The following is a 19057-nucleotide window of genomic DNA, read 5'->3' on the forward strand; positions in this document are numbered from 1 at the left end:
CAAGACGTTGACCCGCAAGGCCGTGGCGTGGGTCAATGATAGTCACATGATGCACCACCCCGTCGACAATAGGGGCAGTCTGCGATGCTTGGTTCGCCGAAGACGGTTGCCCATTCGCTGAAGCTGAGGTTGGTGGTGATGACGACGCTGGTGCGCTCGTAAAGCTTGCTCAACAGGTGGAAGAGAAGCGCTCCGCCTGAGGCACTGAATGGAAGGTATCCGAGCTCATCGAGGATCAGCAGATCGAGACGGACCAGCGTCTCGGCGATCTGACCTGCCTTGCCCTTTGCCTTCTCCTGCTCGAGCGCATTGACCAATTCGATGGTCGAGAAGAAGCGGACCTTTCGGCGGTGATGCTCGATAGCCTGGACTCCGAGGGCGGTCGCGACATGTGTTTTGCCTGTGCCCGGCCCGCCGACGAGGACAATGTTATGCGCTCCGTCCATGAACTCGCATCGATGCAGTTGGCGCACCGTCGCCTCGTTGATTTCGCTGGCGGCGAAGTCGTAGCCGGAGATGTCCTTGTAGGCCGGGAAACGGGCAGCCTTCATGTGATAGGCGATGGAGCGGACCTCGCGCTCGGCCATCTCGGCTTTTAGCAACTGGGACAGGATCGGCACGGCCGCATCGAAGGCTGGTGCTCCTTGCTCGATCAGGTCCGTGACCGCTTGGGCCATGCCATACATCTTCAGGCTACGAAGCATAATGACGACGGCGGCGCTGGCAGGATCATGACGCATGACGACCTCCCACGATCCGGACACGCAGGCCATCATAGCGCTCCACGTTTGCCTTGGGTTCACGCAGCAAGGTCAGCGCCTGTGGCGTGTCGATGTCAGGACCGTCAGTTGTCTTCCCATCGATCAGACGATGCAGCAGGTTCAGCACATGCGTCTTGGTCGCGACGCCTTGATCCAGAGCCAGCTCCACAGCCCTGACGACAACCTGTTCGTCGTGATGAAGCACCAGAGCGAGGATGTCGGCCATCTCCCGATCACCACCGGGACGGCGAAGCATCTGGTCCTGCAGTTGTCGAAAGCCCAGCGGCAATTCCAGGAAGGGTGCACCATTGCGCAAAGCACCGGGCTTGCGCTGGATGACGGCAAGGTAATGCCGCCAGTCGTAAATCGTTCGCGGTGGTTTGTCGTGGCTGCGTTCTATGATCCGCGGATGTTCGCAGAGGATATTGCCCTCGGCTGCAACTACCAGCCGCTCGGGATAAATCCGCAAGCTGACGGGGCGGTTCGCAAACGATGCTGGCACACTGTAACGATTACGTTCGAAGGTGATCAGGCATGTCGGCGAGACGCGCTTGCTCTGCTCGACGAAGCCGTCAAACATGGCGGGCAACGCCATTAAAGCAGGCTGTTCATCACCCCAAACATCCGCGATCGAACCGGGCAGGCTCCCGTGCGGTGTCTCCTGCCACAGGTCCTGGCAATGCTGCTCCAGCCAGAGGTTCAACGTTGCCAAATCCGGGAAGTCCGGCATCTGTTGCCATAGGCGGGGACGAGAATCCTGAACGTTTTTCTCGACCTGCCCTTTCTCCCAGCCCGCAGCAGGATTGCAGAACTCAGGTGCAAAGACGTAGTGGTTCGTCATCGCAAGGAACCGGATGTTGACCTGTCGCTCCTTGCCGCGGCCAACCCGATCGACCGCTGTCTTCATGTTATGGGATGGACGCCTCCCTCCGAGGCCTCAGAATGAGGGGCCCAACTAAAGGAGGAAGTCATGACATTCGAATTGCTCGCAATCGATCTTGGAAAGTCGTCATTCCATCTCCACAGCATCGCGTCGGATGGCGCTATCCTGTCGCGGAAGATCAGCCGTTCGAAGTTGGCCGAAACGGTCAAAGCTATAAACCCCAGGATGGTAGCGATGGAAGCCTGCGCCAGCGCTCATCATTGGGGGCGGCAATTCCAGCATGACGGGCGAGAGGTCTTGCTGATCAATCCACGCTTCGTGAAGCCCTTTGTCCGTGGCTCCAAGAACGATGCGGTCGATGCTGCGGCGATTTATGAAGCGGCGACACGTCCAACCATGCGGTTCGTACCGGTCAAGTCGACCGCACAGCAAGACCTTCAGTCACTACATAGAGTTAGGGAGCGTCTGATCGTTCAGCGGACATCGCTGATCAATCATGCCCGCGGCCTTCTTGCCGAGTATGGAATCGTTTTGCCGCAGGGGCCATGGCGGTTTGCTGCTCAGGCACCCTCGGCTGTCGAGAATGCACCTCTTTCCGATCTCGGGCGCGAGCTATTCCTCGAACTCCTTGACCAGCTCACCGATGTGAATGACCGGGTTGCCAGGCTCGACCGGAAGATTAGCGAGATTTGCCGCGAGCGAGAAGATTGCCACCGTCTGTGCGAACTGCCTGGCGTCGGTCCGATCATTGCAACTGCACTGGTGGCCAGCGTTGAGGACGGGCGCCACTTCAAATCGGGGCGAGAACTGGCGGCCTGGATCGGGCTGGTCCCGCGACAATACACGACTGGCGGCAAACCACGCCTCGGCGGAATTGGCCGCCGAGCGAACCACTACCTCCGTCGCCAAATGATCCATGGTGCACGCGCAGTTATCAGCCGACTTGCCAGTCACGACGATCGCCGATCGCAATGGCTGAAAGAGCTCGTCGCTCGCCGTGGATTTAATAAAGCGATCGTAGCGCTCGCCAACAAGACCGCGCGGGTAGCATGGGCCTTGCTTACACGACAGGAGCGCTATGCCGCAAAATAGTCATTTGCCAATCGTTGCCTGTGAGGCAATGATGAATGCGAGGTAAGAACTGATGGCGTAACGGCACGGACCGCAGCTTCGGATCCTGATTTACGACAAGGCCACAAAGGTCGATCATGTTATGAGGAAAGAGGCAGCGGACTCCCATCAAGGCCAGGAGCGTGATCGCTCCAGCGATAGGCCGGATAGATTCACGCATCCAATGCCGAGTGCCGCCAAATGTTCATCTCGCCCGGGAGGCGTCCATAGATTATCGTAGATGCCGCGAGCAGGGACGCCTCCGAACACACGGAAGCCGTGCCAATGGGCGTCAAAAAGCATCTCGTGCGTCTGCAGCAGGTAGGCCCTGACCAAAAACGCGCGACTGTGCGATAGCTTGATATGCGCGACCTGCAGCTTCGTCCGCTCTCCGCCGATCACGGCATAATCCTCACTCCAATCGAATTGGAATGCTTCGCCTGGGCGGAAAGACAGCGGAACGAATATGCCTCGGCCCGTCGTCTGCTGCTCACGTTGTCTATCCGCCCGCCAATCTCGGGCGAAGGCTGCAACACGGCCATAGGAACCGGTAAAGCCGAGCGCCACCAGATCGGCATGAATCTGCTTCAGTGTTCGGCGCTGCTTGCGCGACTTCCCGGCCTCGGTCTTCAGCCAGGCCGCCAGTTTGTCGGCAAAAGGATCAAGCTTGCTCGGTCGTTCCGGTACCGTGAACGTCGGTTCGATCGTGCCCGCGTTCAAATACTTCGCGATCGTGTTTCGCGACAGCCCCGTGCGCCGGCTGATCTCGCGTACAGACAGGTTCTCGCGCAGCTTCATCCGACGGATAATGTTTAAAAGTCCCATGTGGATCACTCCGTTGCCCCCGTCGCTCTCCGCGTTGGGGGAAGGTTCACATGGCTCAATTCTCAATGGAAATTATGCGCCTAACCGGCTCAGTTCTGCGTGGAAACCAACAGTCAGGCTTTTATTGAAGCGTTTTTTCCCTGAGGTCTTTGAGAAATTCCCTGAACCGCTGAGCGGGCAAATCGGGATTACGAAGTCGGCGCTGAGTTCCGTGACCGTCGCAAGGGACTATGGGGTCGACATCAGGGCGATCGGGTGAAGAAGTAGGTGACAAAGGTTTGAATTGCTGAATCAGTCGCGATCCTCTGGATGGAGGAACGACGACGATGACGGATAGCGATCGGGAGCATGGCGAACTTTTTGAGGAGGCGGGTGTTTTTCTTGGATATTTTGAGGATATTCCGGACGGGCGTCAGGTCGGCAAGGTCCGCTACCCGCTGAGGGAGGTGCTGCTGCTGTGCCTGCTTGCGGTATTGTCGGGGGCGGAAACATTCACGGACATCGCGAATTTTGGCAATCGGAAGCTGAGTTTTCTGCGTCGGTTTCGGCCTTTTGCAGGCGGCACACCGTCGCATGATCATCTCGGCGACATCCTTGCCACGCTTGATGCCGAGGCGTTTCAGCGCTGTTTTGTCGCCTGGGTCGCGTCGCTGACCGGCGTGGCGACAGAGGTGATCGCCATCGATGGCAAGACCGTGCGCCGGTCGAAAGGCGCCAAGGCGGCGATCCACATGGTCTCGGCGTTCGCCGCGCGCCAACGTCTGGTGCTGGGTCAGGTCAAGGTCGGCGAGAAGGCCAACGAGATCGTCGCGATCCCCCATCTTCTGAAGGTGCTGGCGATCGAGGGGGCGATCGTGACCATCGACGCCATGGGCTGCCAGCGTGCGATCGCGCAGCAGATCGTCGACCAGAAGGCCGACTATGTCCTCGCCCTCAAGGGCAATCAAAGCGCGCTGCGCGACGATGTCAGCCTGTTCGTGACCGAGCAGAAAGCCAAGCAATACGCCGATACCGCGATCAGTCGACATGAGACCGTGGATGGCGATCATGGTCGGATCGAAACCAGGACCACCACCGTCCTGCATGATGTCGCCTGGCTTCAGCAACGCCACAAATGGCCCGCCCTGAAATCCGTCGTCATCATCGACAGCATACGCGAAATCGGCAGCAAGACCGAGCGGGAGACCCGCTTATACATCAGCTCGTTGAAGCTGCCCGCCGACAAGCTCGGACCGATCGTTCGCAGTCATTGGGCAATCGAGAACAGCCTGCACTGGGTGCTGGACATGGTCTTCCGCGACGACGAATGCCGCGTCCGAACCGAAAACGCCCCGGCCAACTTCACCACCATCAAACATATCGCAACCAATCTGCTGCGATTGCCGACCACCAGAGATTCTCATGTCCGTTTTCAAGAGCTTGGGCATGGGTTTTTCGCGTCGCTTTTTCAGCGTCGACGAGGGACAAATATGCTGCCTATTGCAGGACGCGGCGGCATTGAGACGACGGTTGATCAGCAGTTCATTTGCATTGATCATACCACCCAGCCTAGCGCCCCATCCGCACTGATGCTCGCAGAAGATACCTCTGCCTCACGACATCGGCATGGCCCTAAGGCCCGGCTACATTGTCCCGGCAGCTTCACACCGGACCGTTACCAGTCCCGCATGTGCCGGTAGGCTACTGATGACGGAACATCAGGTTTGTCCCGGAATATAAATCCCGTACAAACAATTACTTAGGCGACTTTCACGTCGCACTGATTTTGAACTTGCCGAACGACGGGATGGACGTCTCAGCGCCCGCCTGGGCCGCGTCGGCGATCTGCTTGAAGACACTTTCGACGATCGTCTTGGCCTGCGCCTTGGTCAGGTTCTGCTCGGACGCGATCTTGTCGGCGATTTCGTTGGTGGTGGTCATGGAAGGACGGTCTCCTTAGTTGTTGCCCTTCCGGTATGACGATGAAGATGCGGCAACGATAGGGACCTCAAAGCAGCATTTCCTCTGAAGCCTAAGAAAACCACAGGAAATCGCGGATCACGTGCCGTCGGCGACGACTATCCGGAGCGCTGGACGTCACGGTAGCCCCGCCGCCTTTTCGTGCGTTCGAGCCGCGACAGCGCCCCATCCGCATCCACTTGAGCGTCGAAGCTCTCCATCTTCATCTGGCCGGTCGACCCGATCCGGCGTCATTGATTCACGGCCGTTATGGATTTGCGCCGGGACAGAAGGCTCGGGGCGAGACGGCTCAGCCGCACGGGTCTATGCGCAAGCGCACCGAAACCTTGAAGCGGTTTCGTTCCCTTTCGATTGCGATCGTCTCGCATGGCTGCGGCCGTTTCGGCCGGGCTTCTTCGGCAAGCCTCACGCTAGAACTGACGTGCTCCACGATGATTTATTGTCCCGGCGGCGATCAAGTGTACAATCGGCGTGTCGGAACAGGAGGCTCGCTCTCATGGCAAACACTCTGGAGACCAAAGTCCTGCGAAACATGGCGTTGGCCATGGAGCGGGAGAGAGAAAAGCGGGGAATGACCGTGACCGAATTGGCGCGACTATGCGAACTGACCGAATCCGACTATCTCGGCATTTTGGATGGCTCCGTGAACCTGCGCTTGAGCGCGATCGATCGCATCAGCAACAATCTTCGCATCCACCTGGATGAACTGATTGGCGGCCAATCCCGGAAGCTCAGTCTGAGCTGAGCGTGGCCGAGACCTGGCCGCACGATCGATCATGCAATAGGCGACACACTTGACGCGGTGTCAGACGTTTCTTCTTCCTTGGCTGTTCGCCGGCCAATCGTTGATCGTATCCGGTTCAGGACCAGCAGCAGGAAAGGGACATCCTCCCAGCCAACGTCGACCTCGAATAGCATGTCGCTGTTGCGGTTGCGCCAGCGAACCTCCTCCCTTGTCACGAAAGGTGTGGCAATTTCGGCGAGGGCGGCGAGCGGCGTGAAGATGAGAACGCAGAACAGGCTTGCGGTCTTCATTTGCATGTTCAAGGATGCCTTCGCGTGGCGGGCGTCCAGACGGATGATCGGCAATCCTTCCGCCTTGAGCGCGTGCCAATGCCAGGTGAAAGCGGACCGCTCTCCAGTCCTATCCGGATCGCGTTCAGCGCCTTGGCCTTGATCGCTTCTGAAATTCCCTCCGGGGCCGAAGGACGTGTGCCCTGCCAAACGATCTTGCCATCGCTGCCAATAACACACACACTGACCCGCAATTATCCCATGTCGGCCCGGGCTTTCTCTTCGGGCCGCTATGCTGACCCTCTTGCGGCTGCCCTTCTTCTGCTCCTGCGCGACGAGAATTCCCGAAATCCGGCCTGCGCTCTTCAAATCGCTGGACTGACGTCAACTGCCCTCGCCATTTTTCTGACATTCGCGAGTGATTTATGCCCTAGCCAAGATGTATCGGATTTGATACAGTTTGCCCATGAAGGCAATTGAATGGCTTGGAAGCAGCCGCGCGGATGTTCGGTCGTTTCCCGACGATGCGCGTGTAGAGGCGGGCTGGCAGCTCGAACTTGTCCAGCGCGGCGACGACCCCGATGACTGGAAACCTATGCAGGCCGTGGGGCCAGGCGTCAGAGAAATCAGGATTCGTGAGGCATCGGGAGCGTTCCGCGTCATCTATCTGGCAACAGTAGAGGATCGCGTTCTGGTACTGCATGCGTTCCAGAAGAAGACGCAGGCCCCCTCAAAGAAAGACCTTGATTTGGCGGCCCAACGGCTGAAACGATGGAAGGCAGAACGATGAACGTAGAAATCTATGAAAACGTCTGGGATGCTCTGGCGGACACGGAACAGGAGGCCGCGAACCTGAAGGCGCGCTCGGCGCTGCTCTACGAAATCCGTAAGGCAGTCCACCGCTGGGACGTTCCGCAGGAGGAGGCCGCCAAGCGGCTTGGTCTGACGCGCCCCCGCACCAATGATCTGCTGCGCGGCAAACTCGCCAAGTTCTCGCTTGACGCGCTGGTCAACATCGCTGCATCAGCGCATCTGGATATTGAAATCCGAGTAAAAGAGGCAGCGTGATCGTCCGGGTGTCGCGAGCTTCGGGCAGCCCGTCCGAAAACTCGAACAGTGATTCCGAAGGTTAGCTTGCGCCTGGGTTTTTGGACGGTCTGCCCGAAATCTGCTACCTACCGAATCCCGGCGAGTTCGCCGACGATACCGGATTTTCCGGTCTGAAGAGCTTCGATCGCACCTGCGCTGATCTCAGCATTCGTCAACCAGCGCCGCCCGCTTGCTGTGGGCATACCTCCGAGGCGCACCGTAGCAACATTGCCCGCAGACTCGATCAGCTCGGGACTACCATCCATGCTGCCGAGAACGAGAACCACGCGCGCCTTGGAAAGCAACGGCATAAGCCAAGCTAAAACCGGCTCCGGATCATGAATCCAAAGCAAAGCGTTGGCGATCTCACTACCGTCTTCTATGGCGGCCCGGACCTTTGCAGAGAACCTGGGATCATTCCAGTCGGCATCAATCGCATGGACGATCCCGTTTGCTCGGAACTGGCCGGCTCTCCTGGAAACCAGTACTGTCTTTCGAGAACGGGCGATCAGCCACAGCGTGGCCCCCCGAAGCATTCCGGTTCCACCTATGATGAGCGCAGTTTCCACTGTGTCGTCCATAATCATGCCCCTTGTTCGACGGCCGCGCCGGCGAACATTTCTCGCCGCGGCGAGGGCGATGCCCTCGTCCCGACACCGTCAGGATGCCGTAGCGCGCAGCGCCGGCCATAAGGTGGCCTCGGCCGGGACCGGAGCCACGCGCAGCGGCTCCGCCGCGAGCATGGCGAGGACCCACCCGTTGGGTGGCACGAGCGCTATGGCAGCAACCTGGGTGAGAAAAATATCATCCATCCTTAGAAAATCAGGATGGTAATTCGTCTTTATCGCTGAACGTTTTTTCCGCCCCATCTGAAGCGACCAAACGTCGAACCCCATGCGGTCGTAAAACGCTCGGGCAGCTTCGTTCCTGGCGGCGACATTCAAGCTGACCATATCGATTTTCTCGGTTTCAGCCCAATGCGACATATGATCGACCAGAGCCGCGCCGAACCCCTGCCGTCGCTTCGTTTCATCCACGCCGATCGCCATTATGAAGGCAGCTTTCTGAAAAGTCGCGCCCTCATGCCCCGTGGCATCGAGAACCCTAATCGCGTTCATTCCGACAACCTGGCCGTCTTGCTCAACAAGGAAAATCGTGCAGCCATTGACGATCCTGCGCAAATAATCGTCGGTCGGCTCGGCCTGCTCTGGTTCGGGCTGCCCATTCGCCCACCAGATCTGACGCAATAGCTTTGTTACAGCCCCCTCATCGTCTTCCGTCGCAATCCTGATTTGGCGGCCTGAAAACTTGCCCATGCTCTGACTTTTCACTGCGCAGGTGCCGCCACGGTGATGGTGCAACCCTGCTCCTTCTTCGCCTCCGGCCGGTGCTATGCCGATTTCTCGAACGCCTTCATCTTCCGGACTGCGCCTGTCGTTGCAGGTCCGTCGGCGCGGCCAGCAAGCTAATGGCACTTAGTGGAAGAACCGGCGATCGAACCGATGCCCATCGCCAAGCAAATGCTTGTAGCCGGTATGCGTCATCCATTCGGCTCGTTGCATATGGGATTCCCAACACAGGAAGCTGCGCTCGCGGTCGGCCTCCGTATCCCGGTGCAGAATGATCCGAGCCGCCTCTTCCCAATCGGCACCATCGGCCTTGGCATCCAGCAGCCGGATATAGGCGACCCGATGTTGCCAGTCGTAGTCCGTGAAATCCTCAGACCACGGAACCTCGTCCGCGAACTCAACATCCCGTTCGCTCATATGTTCGGCCTCGCACCTTGAGAAACATCACGATCGTCGCTCTTTTTTCTCGTTGATGCAATCTCGCTGCTCGAGACCGGCGTTCAATTCCTTCAGCGGTGCCATGGCGACCGGCATCAGGCCGCCGCGGTGTGGCTGCGGCGCGGTTCCATCAACATCGGATTGCTGCTGATGGGAATAGGGCCACCGCCCGTTCCGGCCGGCCGCGCTCTATGCCGATGGCACGGAGCCGGCTTTAGGCCGTCTCCGCCGATCCCGGTGACGATCGCTTGTCCAGCGGGCGCTCACGCACCCGGCATTGAGGCCCGTTTCGGGCCGCACTTCTTGTTTCCGCCCCATGACATCGCCGCCCAGGCCAGTCAAGCGGCCCGTGAAGGCGGGGAATCTTCCGCTCCAGTCCGCAAGCGGACCCGAGAAGATTCTCCGCCTTCCGCTCCACGCCGCTTGACAGCCCCGTTCGCCGCCGTGGGGCGGGCTTTCGCCCTCCCCCCTCTTTCCGGGGGAATGTCAGAGGCCATTCCCCCGGAAAGACCGGGAAGGCTTCGCCCGAGGGGGCTTGCCCTTCGGGAAACGGCAAATCCAGGAGACAGACAATGACCAACAACCAAGCAGCAACCGAAACCTTTTTCGCGCCACTGAACAAGCTGGACCGCGATCCAAAGAACGTCCGCAAAACCTACAGCAAGGAAGGCATCGCCGAGATGGCCGCGACCATTCGGGCCGATGGCTACCGGCTCCTGCATAACCTCATCGTCCGCAAGGGCGACAAGAGGGGTCGGTTCTTCGTGACCGCCGGCGGTCGCCGGCTTGCCGCCCTCTCCCTCTTGGCCGAGGCGGGAGAAATCGCCAAGGACTACCTCGTCGAATGCAAGGAACGTAACGAGGCCGAGGCGACCGAAATCAGCTTGATCGAAAACACGAGCGTCGAGGCCATGCATCCGGCCGATGAATATGAGGCTTTCCGGGTCATGGCTGATGGTGGGAAGACCGTCGAGGACATTGCCGCCCGCTTCGGAACGTCCGAAACCAAGGTCCGCAAACGTCTGGCGCTGGCGCGGGTCTCGCCCGTCTTGCTCGACCTCTATCGCAACGAGGAAATGAGCTTCGAGCAGCTCTCCGCCTTCACCGTCTCCGACGACCACGCAAAACAGGTTGAGGTCTGGAACAGCCTTCCGTCCTGGAACCGCGATCGCCGGTCGATCAGGTCCGCATTGCAATCGGACGCCATCACGGCCAGCGACAAGCGTATCAAGTTCATTGGTGGGATTGACGTCTATGAAGCCGCAGGCGGAACCGTCAAACGTGACCTTTTCGATGAACGGAACAGCGGCTATGCCCTCGACGTCGGCCTTGTCGAAAAGCTGATGGCGGACAAGCTTGAGGCCGAGGCCGAAAAGATCCGCGCCGAAGGGTGGAAATGGGTGGAGTGCGTGAGCGAGCTTCCGCGAGAGGCGCACTACATGTCGCGCCTCTATCCCGCCAGTGTGCCGATTACCGATGAACAGCAGGCGGAACTGGACCGGCTTGAAGAAGAATATGCCGAAATCGAGGAAATGATCGAGGCAGGCGTTGCCGACGACGAGGCCGAGCCCCGCGCCGAGGCCATTCAGGCGAGAATGGCAGCCCTCATGGAGCCGTCAGAGGCTTATGACCCCGACGGCCTGGCCATGGCCGGATGCTATGTCCTCATGGACTATTACGGAAATCTCTCCGTCGAGCGCGGGCTGATCCGGATAGAAGATGAACCGGACGAGGCGGACGACGAAGCCGAGGGTGCGGACAGCATCGATGAGCCCGTCACACGGCAGGATGAGGAGAAGCAGGAACCTGTCTTCTCGCTTTCGGCCGCGATGGTGCAGGAATTGACAGCGCAGAAGACCGCGATCATCCGCGCAGAGCTCGCCCACAATCCCGAGGTCGCGCTTGCCGCAGTGGTGCATGCGATGCTGACGGACCTGTTCAACAGCTATGGCAGCAATGACGAGACATGCCTTGAGGTGAAGGTGAAGAGCGAACGGCTCGAAACCAGCATCAAGGATCCCGCTGCTTGCAAGGGCATCGCGGCGATGGACGATCTCAAAGAAAACTACGGCCACACCGTTCCCGGCAATCCCCGCCATCTCTGGGATTGGTGCCTTGAGCAGCCGACCGCGACGCTTCTCGACTTGCTTGCCTATGCAGCCGCAAGATCGGTCAATGCCCTGCAACTCCCGCACTTTGAACGCAAGGTGCAGCGGGCGCACGCCGAACGGCTGGCACGGGCGCTCAAGATCGACATGACGCTATGGTTCGAGCCGACCGCCGACAATTATTTCGGGCGGATCAGCAAGACCGGAATGGTGCAGGCCGTGACCGAAGCCAAGGGCGCGGATTTTGCGTCCGGAATATCCGGCATGAAGAAGGCGGACGCAGCCGCTTTTGCCGAACGGCAGGTAGCCGGAACCGGCTGGCTGCCTGCGCTTCTGAGGATCGAGCCGGTTTCGGAAAGTGGTGAGGTCGGTCTCTCCTACCCGGAGGGCGACGATTGCCCGTTCGATGTGGATGAACAGCCGGACATCGAAAACGACGATTTTTCCGACGCAGCCGAATAATCGGTCGCCGCAGGTCGCGCCAGTCTTCGGCGCGGCCTGCTTCACCCACTCTCCCCGATGATCGTGCCGCAAACAGATCGGCCGCCTTATCCACTGCCGACGGCGAAGCGCGCCTTGCGGCCCCCTTCCGTTTCAGGTGATCCCATGACCTCCGCCCGCCTCAACTCCATCGTCAATTTGTTCGAAAGCTGCCGCTACAAGCACGACCTCTACACCGTCTTCGGTGACTGGTGCGAATGCGCCGCGATCTCGATGAGCAACGCCGTCGATCTCGCCCATTTTGAAAAACGCGAAGCTCGCTATCTCGAAATCGCCAACAGATATGATGCCCGAACGATGAGCGATTTCTCCAAGATCATGGGCGAAGTGGTCATGGCGCTGGAAGAGAAGCCGCATGACATTCTGGGTGCGACGTTCCATGCGCTGGAATTGCACAACAAGGCACGCGGCCAGTTTTTCACGCCTTATCCGATTTGCCAGATGATGGCGCGAATGGTGGCCGGAAGTCCCGAGGACATGAGAAAGTCGATCGAGAGAAGAGGCTTTCTCATTGCTCACGAGCCAGCGGTGGGCAGCGGCGCCATGATTATCGCTCTTGCCGAGGCCGTTCTCGATGCAGGATTCAACTATCAGCAGCTTCTTCATGTGACCGCCGTCGATATCGACCCACGCGCTGTCCACATGGCCTATATCCAGTTCTCGCTTCTCCACATCCCGGCAACCGTCATCATCGGAGACACTCTGGCTATGCGGTTCTGCGAGGACTGGCACACGATGGCGCACGTCATGGGCGGCTGGTCGTCGAGGCTTGCGGCAGCCCTGCAGGACGGTGGGACGGACGCGACATCCGGTTCCCTTCCCACGGGTGCCGCGACGGTCGCCGTCAAACCGCCGCTGCCGACCCGGGAGCCGCAGACACCCACCGTCGAGAAGAACGGTCAGCTGCGGCTATTCTAGCGGCCCACACCACATCAGGAAGTCGTCGCAAGGGCTGGTTCGCACCGGCCCTTTTTACGGTTGAGGGGAGGCCCCATAGCCCCCCTCCCCTCAAGCACCCCTCCCCGCCCTCTCAATCAGAAATAATCGTGATCTCGCGCCAAATTGCTCTGATCAGAACGATGCCGACGGACATCGAAGACGCAAGGGCAGCTTGATACGTCCTGAGATTACTTGAAATACGCAGGTGGTCCCGTTGGCAATTTGGGATGAGTTGCCGATTGTTGCGCCAATTTGGCTGCGAAGGTATGGTTTCGAGATTGGTAGAATCGGAGCGTGATTCCACCATAGCTATTTTAACAAGTTTACGGAGAAGAGAAACCCGGCCCAGAAAAGAGAAACCGCTCCCGAACAAGTCCGGAAGCGGGAATCTGCAAGATAACAATAAGCCAATCCGTTTCTTGCAGATCCTCTCTTCCATGTCAACGATAAATGCACCTTTTCGGTGAACGGCGAAGCTTTGCCTGGTCCCTGAACAGGAGACGAGAACGATGGGCAACGCCATCGATGATCTGCGACCGGCCGGTCGCAGAATAACCCCTTTGCGCGCCGAATTCAGCCGGCGTGCGCGGTCAACCGAAGTAGGGTCCGTGACGCGCGCGCAGCTGTCCATGCTTGCCCAGACCCTGACCTGCACAGGACTGATCAACGGGAGTGAGAGTCATCTTCTCGTGGCACTCATCAATACGGCGCCGGCGGAAGCTTTCGACAAGTCAGGAATCCCGATCGTGTTCAAGTCGAACCGGCAGCTCGCCTTCGAGATCGGCCGCTCGGCCGGCCGGGTAAGCCGAATGCTGTCGAGGCTATTCGACGTCGGTCTGATCACCATGCAGGACAGCGGCAACTACAAGCGCTATCCGGTGCGAAACGGAGAAGGTGAAATCACGGATGGATGCGGGATCGATCTGCGTATCCTGATCGCGCGATATGCGGAACTGGACCAGTGGGTGAAAAAGGCGCGGGTCGAGAAAAAGGCGGTCGACGCCGCGTTGCGGCGGTACCGGGGGGCGCTGCGCACCGCCCGCCACGCGATTGTTGCCGCGACCGGTCTTCCTGAGATGGTTCTTCAAACGATAGGACGCCGGATCGAACGCCTCACCAAATTCGTCGGGCTCGCTCCGAAAGCCACGAGCGAAACGCTACGCCGAGCAACCGTGCTGCTGGATTGGCTCGTCGACCGCCTGATGAGGATCCCACGTCGAGTGTTGGATCCAGCTTCCGAGCCGGGAAAAATGACATGCCCGAATGCCGTAAACGACATGCACAGACAGAATACAACCCCTCATCAATCTGCATTTAGTAACGAGAAACGGCGTTCGGCTTCCGCCGAACAACCTCGTTTGCAAGATGCCGGCTCCGCCGACGAATGGGCTTTTGAAGAAAGCCTGAAGCAGCCGTCCGACCAGGTCAACGATCTGCGGAACCAGCCGCAAGACGCCGTCGCATTGCGGGACCTTCTGGCGGCGGCGCCGACGCTGAGGGAGTTCGGCTATAGCCCGACACGCTGGGCCGAACTCACGCGGCTGACGCCAATTCTCTGCCGGTTCGCGGGGATCTCCGATGATGCCCGACGCCGCGCCGTCGAAAGCATGGGCGAGCGGCAGGCCGCGGTCGCGGTGGCGATCACCCTCGAAAAGACAAACCGCCACGAAGTCACCTCGCCCGGGGGTTATCTGCGGGCGATGACCGCACGCGCCGCCACCGGCCGGTTGCACCTGGCCCGATCTGTGTTCGGTCTTGCTGCCCGCCATCGGAGCTGGTCGAGCCCTTGATCAACCCGTCTGCTGAACTAAGACCAACTGGCGCGCCAATATGCTTCGCGATTAGTCCTTAAATGGCTGAAAAATCGTTGCGCGATGAAAAATCGTGATTAATATTGGCGCGCCATCGGAGGTAGCATCGTTGAAGGGCACGTATGATGATGCCGACAAGCCTGGTCAGATCCCCCTCCCCGATCGTTGGAACGGGCATCGGTGGCCCGTCCCTCGCCGCGACATTAGACGGGGGCTCCTGAAATTTCAGTGCCTTGCACCGACGCGCACCAGACATCGCGCTGCTCCGGGCCGTAGGCTGCCTTCAGCCGCGACGCCGCTCTGACCGCGCAACGACCATCGCAACCAGCACGGAGGAATGATAGACATGACCACGACCAACTTCATCCAGTTCGATTCCGACGACTTTGACGTGGCAAATGGCAAGGGCCTCATTTCGACAATCGACCGCGATATCGACATCAAAGTCGTTCCCTTCGCTTCCGAACACCCCGATGCGCCAACGCACCGCGTCTATGCGCGGTCGCCTCGCGGGCATGACATAGACATCGGCGGCATTTGGAAGAAGAAGAATGCAGCCGGCAAGCCATACAGGACGTTGTCACTCAAGCGCATTGGCTACAACGCCAATCTGGGCCGGTTCCCGGGCCAGGACGATCCAACCCTGCAGGCGATCATCGAATGGGATCCGCGCGATTGATCGAGCGCGCTCCCTCTGGTCGGGGCCAACCTTCATGCGCGAGGACGAGATTCTCTCGGCGCGCCGGACTTCGCTTGCTTTATCCCCGGTCACTCCCGTGGTCTGATTTGGACGCGGATTTTTCGACGTCTTCGGGCGCGAGCTTCGTGAGGATGCGAATAAGGTCGCGAAGCGTGTCGGTGGGTATGTTGCGCAGGAGATGGGCAATTGTCAGGCGGTCCCTCGCCTCCTCCTCCGTCCGGCCCCAAAGATGCGGCGCCGCGTCGAAGATCATGTCCATCGGCGTGAAGCCCAGGAGTTCGCATAGGTGGATCATCCGCGTGACGGTCATTTTTGAGAACGCCCGCTCGTATCGTCCGTAGACCGACTCCGATAGGCCAAGCATCGGCGCGAGCTCACCGCGGGTCAGACCCTCGCGTTCCCTCGCCCGTTTTAGAAAGGCCGAGATCCTCTCCTCCATTTCACCAAGGCTTGTGATGCCGTCGAAGCCCGGTCGCCGACAGATCGGCTTGTTTTCAAGTTCGGGATCGGTCGTCTCCACCAGACCACGTGAAATTTTGTAGCTCGTCAGATCCTTCGTCACCGACCCTCCTTTAGACTCAATCGCTCGCGGCATTATGCTCACATCACAATCTGCTGGCATCACCCGCTTGGGTGCCAATTTGGATAGAAGCCAATACAGATTGCGCGGTTTTATGCTGATGTGCTGGTTTTGACCAGAGCCAATTTGGTTCAGCAAACGCTCACAGAGCGGGCTTTTGTTAAGACAACCTCCGGCTCTCGCAGATCGGAAGGTTCGCGTTCATGAATTCGCGATAAACCCGTTCGCGCTCTGCGAAAATTGCCGGATCAGAACGTGTGGTCGGTTGCGGAAGAGACAACCTCGATTGTCTGATCGCGACGGTTCGTGGTACAGAAGCGGCGCGTAGTCAGTTTCAATTTCTATGGCATTTTCGGGGTGAATTCATCGAGCTGAGCGCTGGGATAGTCGACCCCAAGCCATCCGGTGTCATGCGCAAAAAGGTGTGATTCCCCCGACGATGAAGCTCGCTGTGGGATAACTCCGCAGCGATATCTCGTCCCCTTCTCAAAATCTTACCTGCCCGTTAACCTTAAATTCCTTGCGCGATGGAGAGAATCGCGGATAATGACGGCATTCGGGCCAATTCTGGCCAAATGCCGTTATTTGGGGAAAGTTGATGAACGCGGTGGCCGCCCAGACGAAGGTTGGGTTTGACGACACGATCCTTGCACAGGGCCGAGAGATCTCCCGAAGGCTGAATCAGCTGCGGATCGAAAACTTCCCACCGGACGCAAAGAAGACCCTGCGTCAATTCTCGTTGGCTGAGGCAGCATACTTTCTTGGTGTCTCCACGAGCAATCTAAAGAAACTGCACCTGGAAGGCAAAGGTGTAGAGCCGACTGTGCATGCAGGAGGTCGGCGAAGCTATTCGGCTGAACAGATCCGAGAGCTCCGGCGATGGCTCGATCAGAACGGGCGCTCCGAAGTGAAAAAATATGTTCCCTCCCGCCGCGGGAACGAGAAGCTCCAGGTCATTGCTGTCGTCAACTTCAAAGGTGGTTCTGGCAAGACGACTACAGCAGCGCATCTCGGCCAGCATCTCGCGTTAACGGGTCATCGGGTCCTATCGATTGATCTCGATCCCCAGGCATCCTTGTCGGCGCTATATGGCATCCAACCCGAACTCGATCATTATCTCTCGATCTATGAAGCCATCAGGTACGACGACAGTCGGGCTCCCATTTCCACCCTTATAAGACCGACGAACTTTCCGGACCTCGATATCGTTCCTGCGTCCCTGGAACTCCAGGAATATGAGTACGACACGCCTCTCGCGATGCAGAAAGGCAATGAGGGAAAGCTGTTCTTTAATCGGATTGTCAACGCGCTGGACGAGGTTGACGCGCGCTATGACGTCGTCGTGCTCGATTGCCCCCCGCAGCTTGGATACCTGACACTAACAGCATTGTCGGCCGCCACGTCCGTCTTGATCACCGTCCATCCGCAGATGCTGGATCTCATGTCGATGTCCCAGTTTCTGTTGATGCTCGGTGACATTATCAAGACCGTAAAGCAGGCGGGCGGCGATGTTGACCTCGATTGGTTTCGTTATCTGATTACTCGGTACGAGCCCACCGACCTGCCGCAGGCGCAGATGGTAGGGTTTATGCAGTCAATGCTGACCCCCCAGATGCTCAAAAACGAGATGCTGAAGTCGACCGCGATCTCGGACGCGGGGCTTACAAAACAGACCTTGTATGAGGTGGAGCGATCCGCGATGAACCGCGCCACATACGATCGGGCGATGGAATCGATGGAGGCTGTGAACAGCGAAATCCGCGAACTTATCCATGAGGCTTGGGGCAGGATAAAATAGACTGCAGTCTAAATCCCAAAAAAAGCGCTGTTATACAGATAGTTAGCTTCTTCTGAGGACGGGTAATGGCAAGAAAGAATATTTTCGACCGGGTGATGCAGGATATCTCGACAGAGGATGCCACCGCTGAGGTCTCCCCTGCCCCGCGCCGCTTCGGGGCCTCGAAATCCATTTCGAGCTCAATCGACGAGCTCGCGCGGCAGGCGGCGAAAGTGGCGGACGGCGAGGCCATTGTTGAACTCGACCCGGAGCTTCTCGACCGATCGTTCATCTCAGACCGCATGACCGATGAGGAGGATGATGATTATCGCGAACTCTTCGAAGCCATAAAGGCACAGGGTCAAGATACTCCAGTTCGGGTTCGACCAAACCCGAAGTCACCAGACCGCTATATGATCGTCTACGGGCATCGACGTGTTCGCGTCGCAAGGGAACTTGGCCGGAAAGTCCGCGCAATCGTCAAGGAGATTGACGACGAAAGCCACGTCATAAGCCAAGGCCAGGAAAATTCGGCGCGAGCGAACTTGAGTTTCATCGAGCGTGTCTCATTTGCGGATCGCCTGGAGAATCTTGGCTATCGTCGCGAGACGATCCAGGCGGCTTTGTCGCTGGACTATCAGACTCTGTCGAAAATGCTGACCATTCCCAAAGCAATCCCGCCTGAGGTGATATCGGCAGTTGGGCCTGCCAAGGGCGTTGGCCGCGACCGGTGGCTTCAGATGCGCAAGCTCGTCGAAATTCCAAAGAACAAGGCAGCGGCTGAGTCCTTTGTAAAGGAAGAAGAGTTCGCGACCGCGCCTTTGGAACAGAAATTCGACCTGCTTTTCGATCACCTTACCAAGGGGGCGAGGAAGCCCGTAAAAAAGGCTTCCAATGTCCAGCCGCGCAGGCTGTGGACGACCGAAGACAAATCAGTGACGGTCGCACAGAAAGCGACAGGCAAGTCTACGACTTTGGTTTTGTCAGCGCCGAAAGGGCCAGCGTTTGGTGCATGGATTACCGCTAATCTGGAGAGCCTCTACGAGGCGTTCCGATCATCAGAAATGAAACAAGGAGACTAGCGCGCAAAAGAAAAAGGCCCCCAAACGTCGCCGTCGTGGAAGCCTCTCTCGTTATCTGTGACAAGATCGAGAATCGCATTTCCCCGACTCACAGTCAAGAGTCCTTGAGCGTCATTTTGGCGAGCTGACTT

General features: G+C 58.5%; 17 protein-coding genes and 4 pseudogenes. 11 read left to right on the forward strand and 10 right to left on the reverse strand.

What is annotated here, in order from left to right; all coding sequences use genetic code 11:
* Both istB and J2046_RS32360 read right to left on the reverse strand, forming a co-directional pair.
* Positions 1-740: pseudogene (gene istB / locus J2046_RS32355) on the reverse strand (IS21-like element helper ATPase IstB); the annotation flags it as partial.
* Positions 730-1671, reverse strand: a pseudogene (locus tag J2046_RS32360) (Mu transposase domain-containing protein); the annotation flags it as partial. The pseudogenes J2046_RS32360 and istB, both read right to left, overlap by 11 nt.
* Before the next feature lie 60 nt (positions 1672-1731).
* Here J2046_RS32360 and J2046_RS32365 point away from each other — a divergent pair.
* Complete coding sequence (locus J2046_RS32365; protein ID WP_113426808.1) at positions 1732-2736, forward strand: IS110 family RNA-guided transposase; 1005 nt, start codon at positions 1732-1734, stop codon at positions 2734-2736.
* A gap of 228 nt (positions 2737-2964) precedes the next feature.
* On the opposite strand, the pseudogene istA reads toward J2046_RS32365, so the two are convergent.
* Positions 2965-3579, reverse strand: a pseudogene (gene istA, locus J2046_RS32370) (IS21 family transposase); the annotation flags it as partial.
* A 326-nt stretch (positions 3580-3905) separates the two neighbouring features.
* Here istA and J2046_RS32375 point away from each other — a divergent pair.
* Positions 3906-5258, forward strand: coding sequence for an ISAs1 family transposase (locus tag J2046_RS32375; RefSeq protein WP_210058824.1), 1353 nt, complete (start codon positions 3906-3908; stop codon positions 5256-5258).
* 73 nt (positions 5259-5331) lie between these two features.
* Here the strand turns inward: J2046_RS32375 and J2046_RS32380 are convergent.
* Positions 5332-5499: pseudogene (locus tag J2046_RS32380) on the reverse strand (HU family DNA-binding protein); the annotation flags it as partial.
* 137 nt (positions 5500-5636) lie between these two features.
* Positions 5637-5762 (reverse strand): WGR domain-containing protein, encoded by a 126-nt coding sequence (locus tag J2046_RS32385; RefSeq protein WP_320443071.1) that lies wholly within the window; start codon positions 5760-5762, stop codon positions 5637-5639.
* 272 nt (positions 5763-6034) lie between these two features.
* On the opposite strand from J2046_RS32385, the gene J2046_RS32390 reads away from it, so the two are divergent.
* Positions 6035-6283 carry a helix-turn-helix domain-containing protein gene (locus J2046_RS32390; RefSeq protein WP_210058827.1) on the forward strand — a complete coding sequence of 83 codons (249 nt, stop codon included), beginning with the start codon at positions 6035-6037 and terminating at the stop codon, positions 6281-6283.
* Between the two features lie 29 nt (positions 6284-6312).
* Here the strand turns inward: J2046_RS32390 and J2046_RS32395 are convergent, their stop codons facing one another.
* Entirely contained in the window at positions 6313-6627 is a 315-nt protein-coding gene (locus J2046_RS32395) for a hypothetical protein (protein WP_210058828.1), read from the reverse strand.
* A gap of 391 nt (positions 6628-7018) precedes the next feature.
* Between J2046_RS32395 and J2046_RS32400 the strand changes: the two genes are divergently transcribed.
* Together J2046_RS32400 and J2046_RS32405 are read left to right on the forward strand one after the other, a co-directional pair.
* Positions 7019-7342 carry a type II toxin-antitoxin system RelE/ParE family toxin gene (locus J2046_RS32400; protein WP_210058829.1) on the forward strand — a complete coding sequence of 108 codons (324 nt, stop codon included), beginning with the start codon at positions 7019-7021 and terminating at the stop codon, positions 7340-7342.
* Positions 7339-7620 (forward strand): helix-turn-helix domain-containing protein, encoded by a 282-nt coding sequence (locus tag J2046_RS32405; protein ID WP_210058830.1) that lies wholly within the window; start codon positions 7339-7341, stop codon positions 7618-7620. Before J2046_RS32400 ends, J2046_RS32405 begins: the two co-directional genes overlap by 4 nt.
* A gap of 107 nt (positions 7621-7727) precedes the next feature.
* On the opposite strand, the gene J2046_RS32410 is transcribed toward J2046_RS32405, so the two are convergent.
* From J2046_RS32410 to J2046_RS32420, 3 genes are all read right to left on the reverse strand, one after another.
* Positions 7728-8222 (reverse strand): Rossmann-fold NAD(P)-binding domain-containing protein, encoded by a 495-nt coding sequence (locus J2046_RS32410; protein WP_210058831.1) that lies wholly within the window; start codon positions 8220-8222, stop codon positions 7728-7730.
* Positions 8223-8300: 78 nt separating this feature from the next.
* A complete protein-coding gene (locus tag J2046_RS32415; RefSeq protein WP_210058832.1) occupies positions 8301-8957 on the reverse strand; it encodes a GNAT family N-acetyltransferase in 657 nt (218 codons plus the stop codon).
* Positions 8958-9116: 159 nt separating this feature from the next.
* Entirely contained in the window at positions 9117-9407 is a 291-nt protein-coding gene (locus tag J2046_RS32420; RefSeq protein WP_210058833.1) for a DUF2285 domain-containing protein, read from the reverse strand.
* 593 nt (positions 9408-10000) lie between these two features.
* Between J2046_RS32420 and J2046_RS32425 the strand changes: the two genes are divergently transcribed.
* The 4 genes from J2046_RS32425 to J2046_RS32440 all read left to right on the forward strand — a co-directional run bounded on the left by J2046_RS32425 (position 10001) and on the right by J2046_RS32440 (position 15466).
* On the forward strand, positions 10001-11998 hold the full coding sequence (locus J2046_RS32425; RefSeq protein ID WP_210058834.1) for a ParB/RepB/Spo0J family partition protein: 1998 nt from the start codon (positions 10001-10003) through the stop codon (positions 11996-11998).
* A 144-nt stretch (positions 11999-12142) separates the two neighbouring features.
* Positions 12143-12955, forward strand: coding sequence for an N-6 DNA methylase (locus J2046_RS32430; RefSeq protein ID WP_210058836.1), 813 nt, complete (start codon positions 12143-12145; stop codon positions 12953-12955).
* A 530-nt stretch (positions 12956-13485) separates the two neighbouring features.
* Positions 13486-14766, forward strand: a complete 1281-nt coding sequence (gene repC / locus J2046_RS32435; protein ID WP_210058838.1) for a plasmid replication protein RepC — start codon at positions 13486-13488, stop codon at positions 14764-14766.
* A 367-nt stretch (positions 14767-15133) separates the two neighbouring features.
* Positions 15134-15466 carry a DUF736 family protein gene (locus J2046_RS32440; RefSeq protein ID WP_210058839.1) on the forward strand — a complete coding sequence of 111 codons (333 nt, stop codon included), beginning with the start codon at positions 15134-15136 and terminating at the stop codon, positions 15464-15466.
* Positions 15467-15545: 79 nt separating this feature from the next.
* Here J2046_RS32440 and J2046_RS32445 read toward each other — a convergent pair whose 3' ends face one another.
* Positions 15546-16049: a helix-turn-helix transcriptional regulator gene (locus J2046_RS32445; protein ID WP_210058841.1), complete on the reverse strand. Its 504-nt coding sequence runs from the start codon at positions 16047-16049 to the stop codon at positions 15546-15548.
* A gap of 616 nt (positions 16050-16665) precedes the next feature.
* Here J2046_RS32445 and repA point away from each other — a divergent pair.
* On the forward strand, positions 16666-17865 hold the full coding sequence (gene repA / locus J2046_RS32450; protein WP_210058843.1) for a plasmid partitioning protein RepA: 1200 nt from the start codon (positions 16666-16668) through the stop codon (positions 17863-17865).
* A gap of 65 nt (positions 17866-17930) precedes the next feature.
* Complete coding sequence (gene repB / locus J2046_RS32455) at positions 17931-18926, forward strand: plasmid partitioning protein RepB (RefSeq protein WP_210058844.1); 996 nt, start codon at positions 17931-17933, stop codon at positions 18924-18926.
* Positions 18927-19057 lie beyond the last annotated feature (131 nt).

Origin of the sequence: Neorhizobium petrolearium, assembly GCF_017873175.1 — a bacterium.
Lineage (GTDB): Bacteria > Pseudomonadota > Alphaproteobacteria > Rhizobiales > Rhizobiaceae > Neorhizobium > Neorhizobium petrolearium.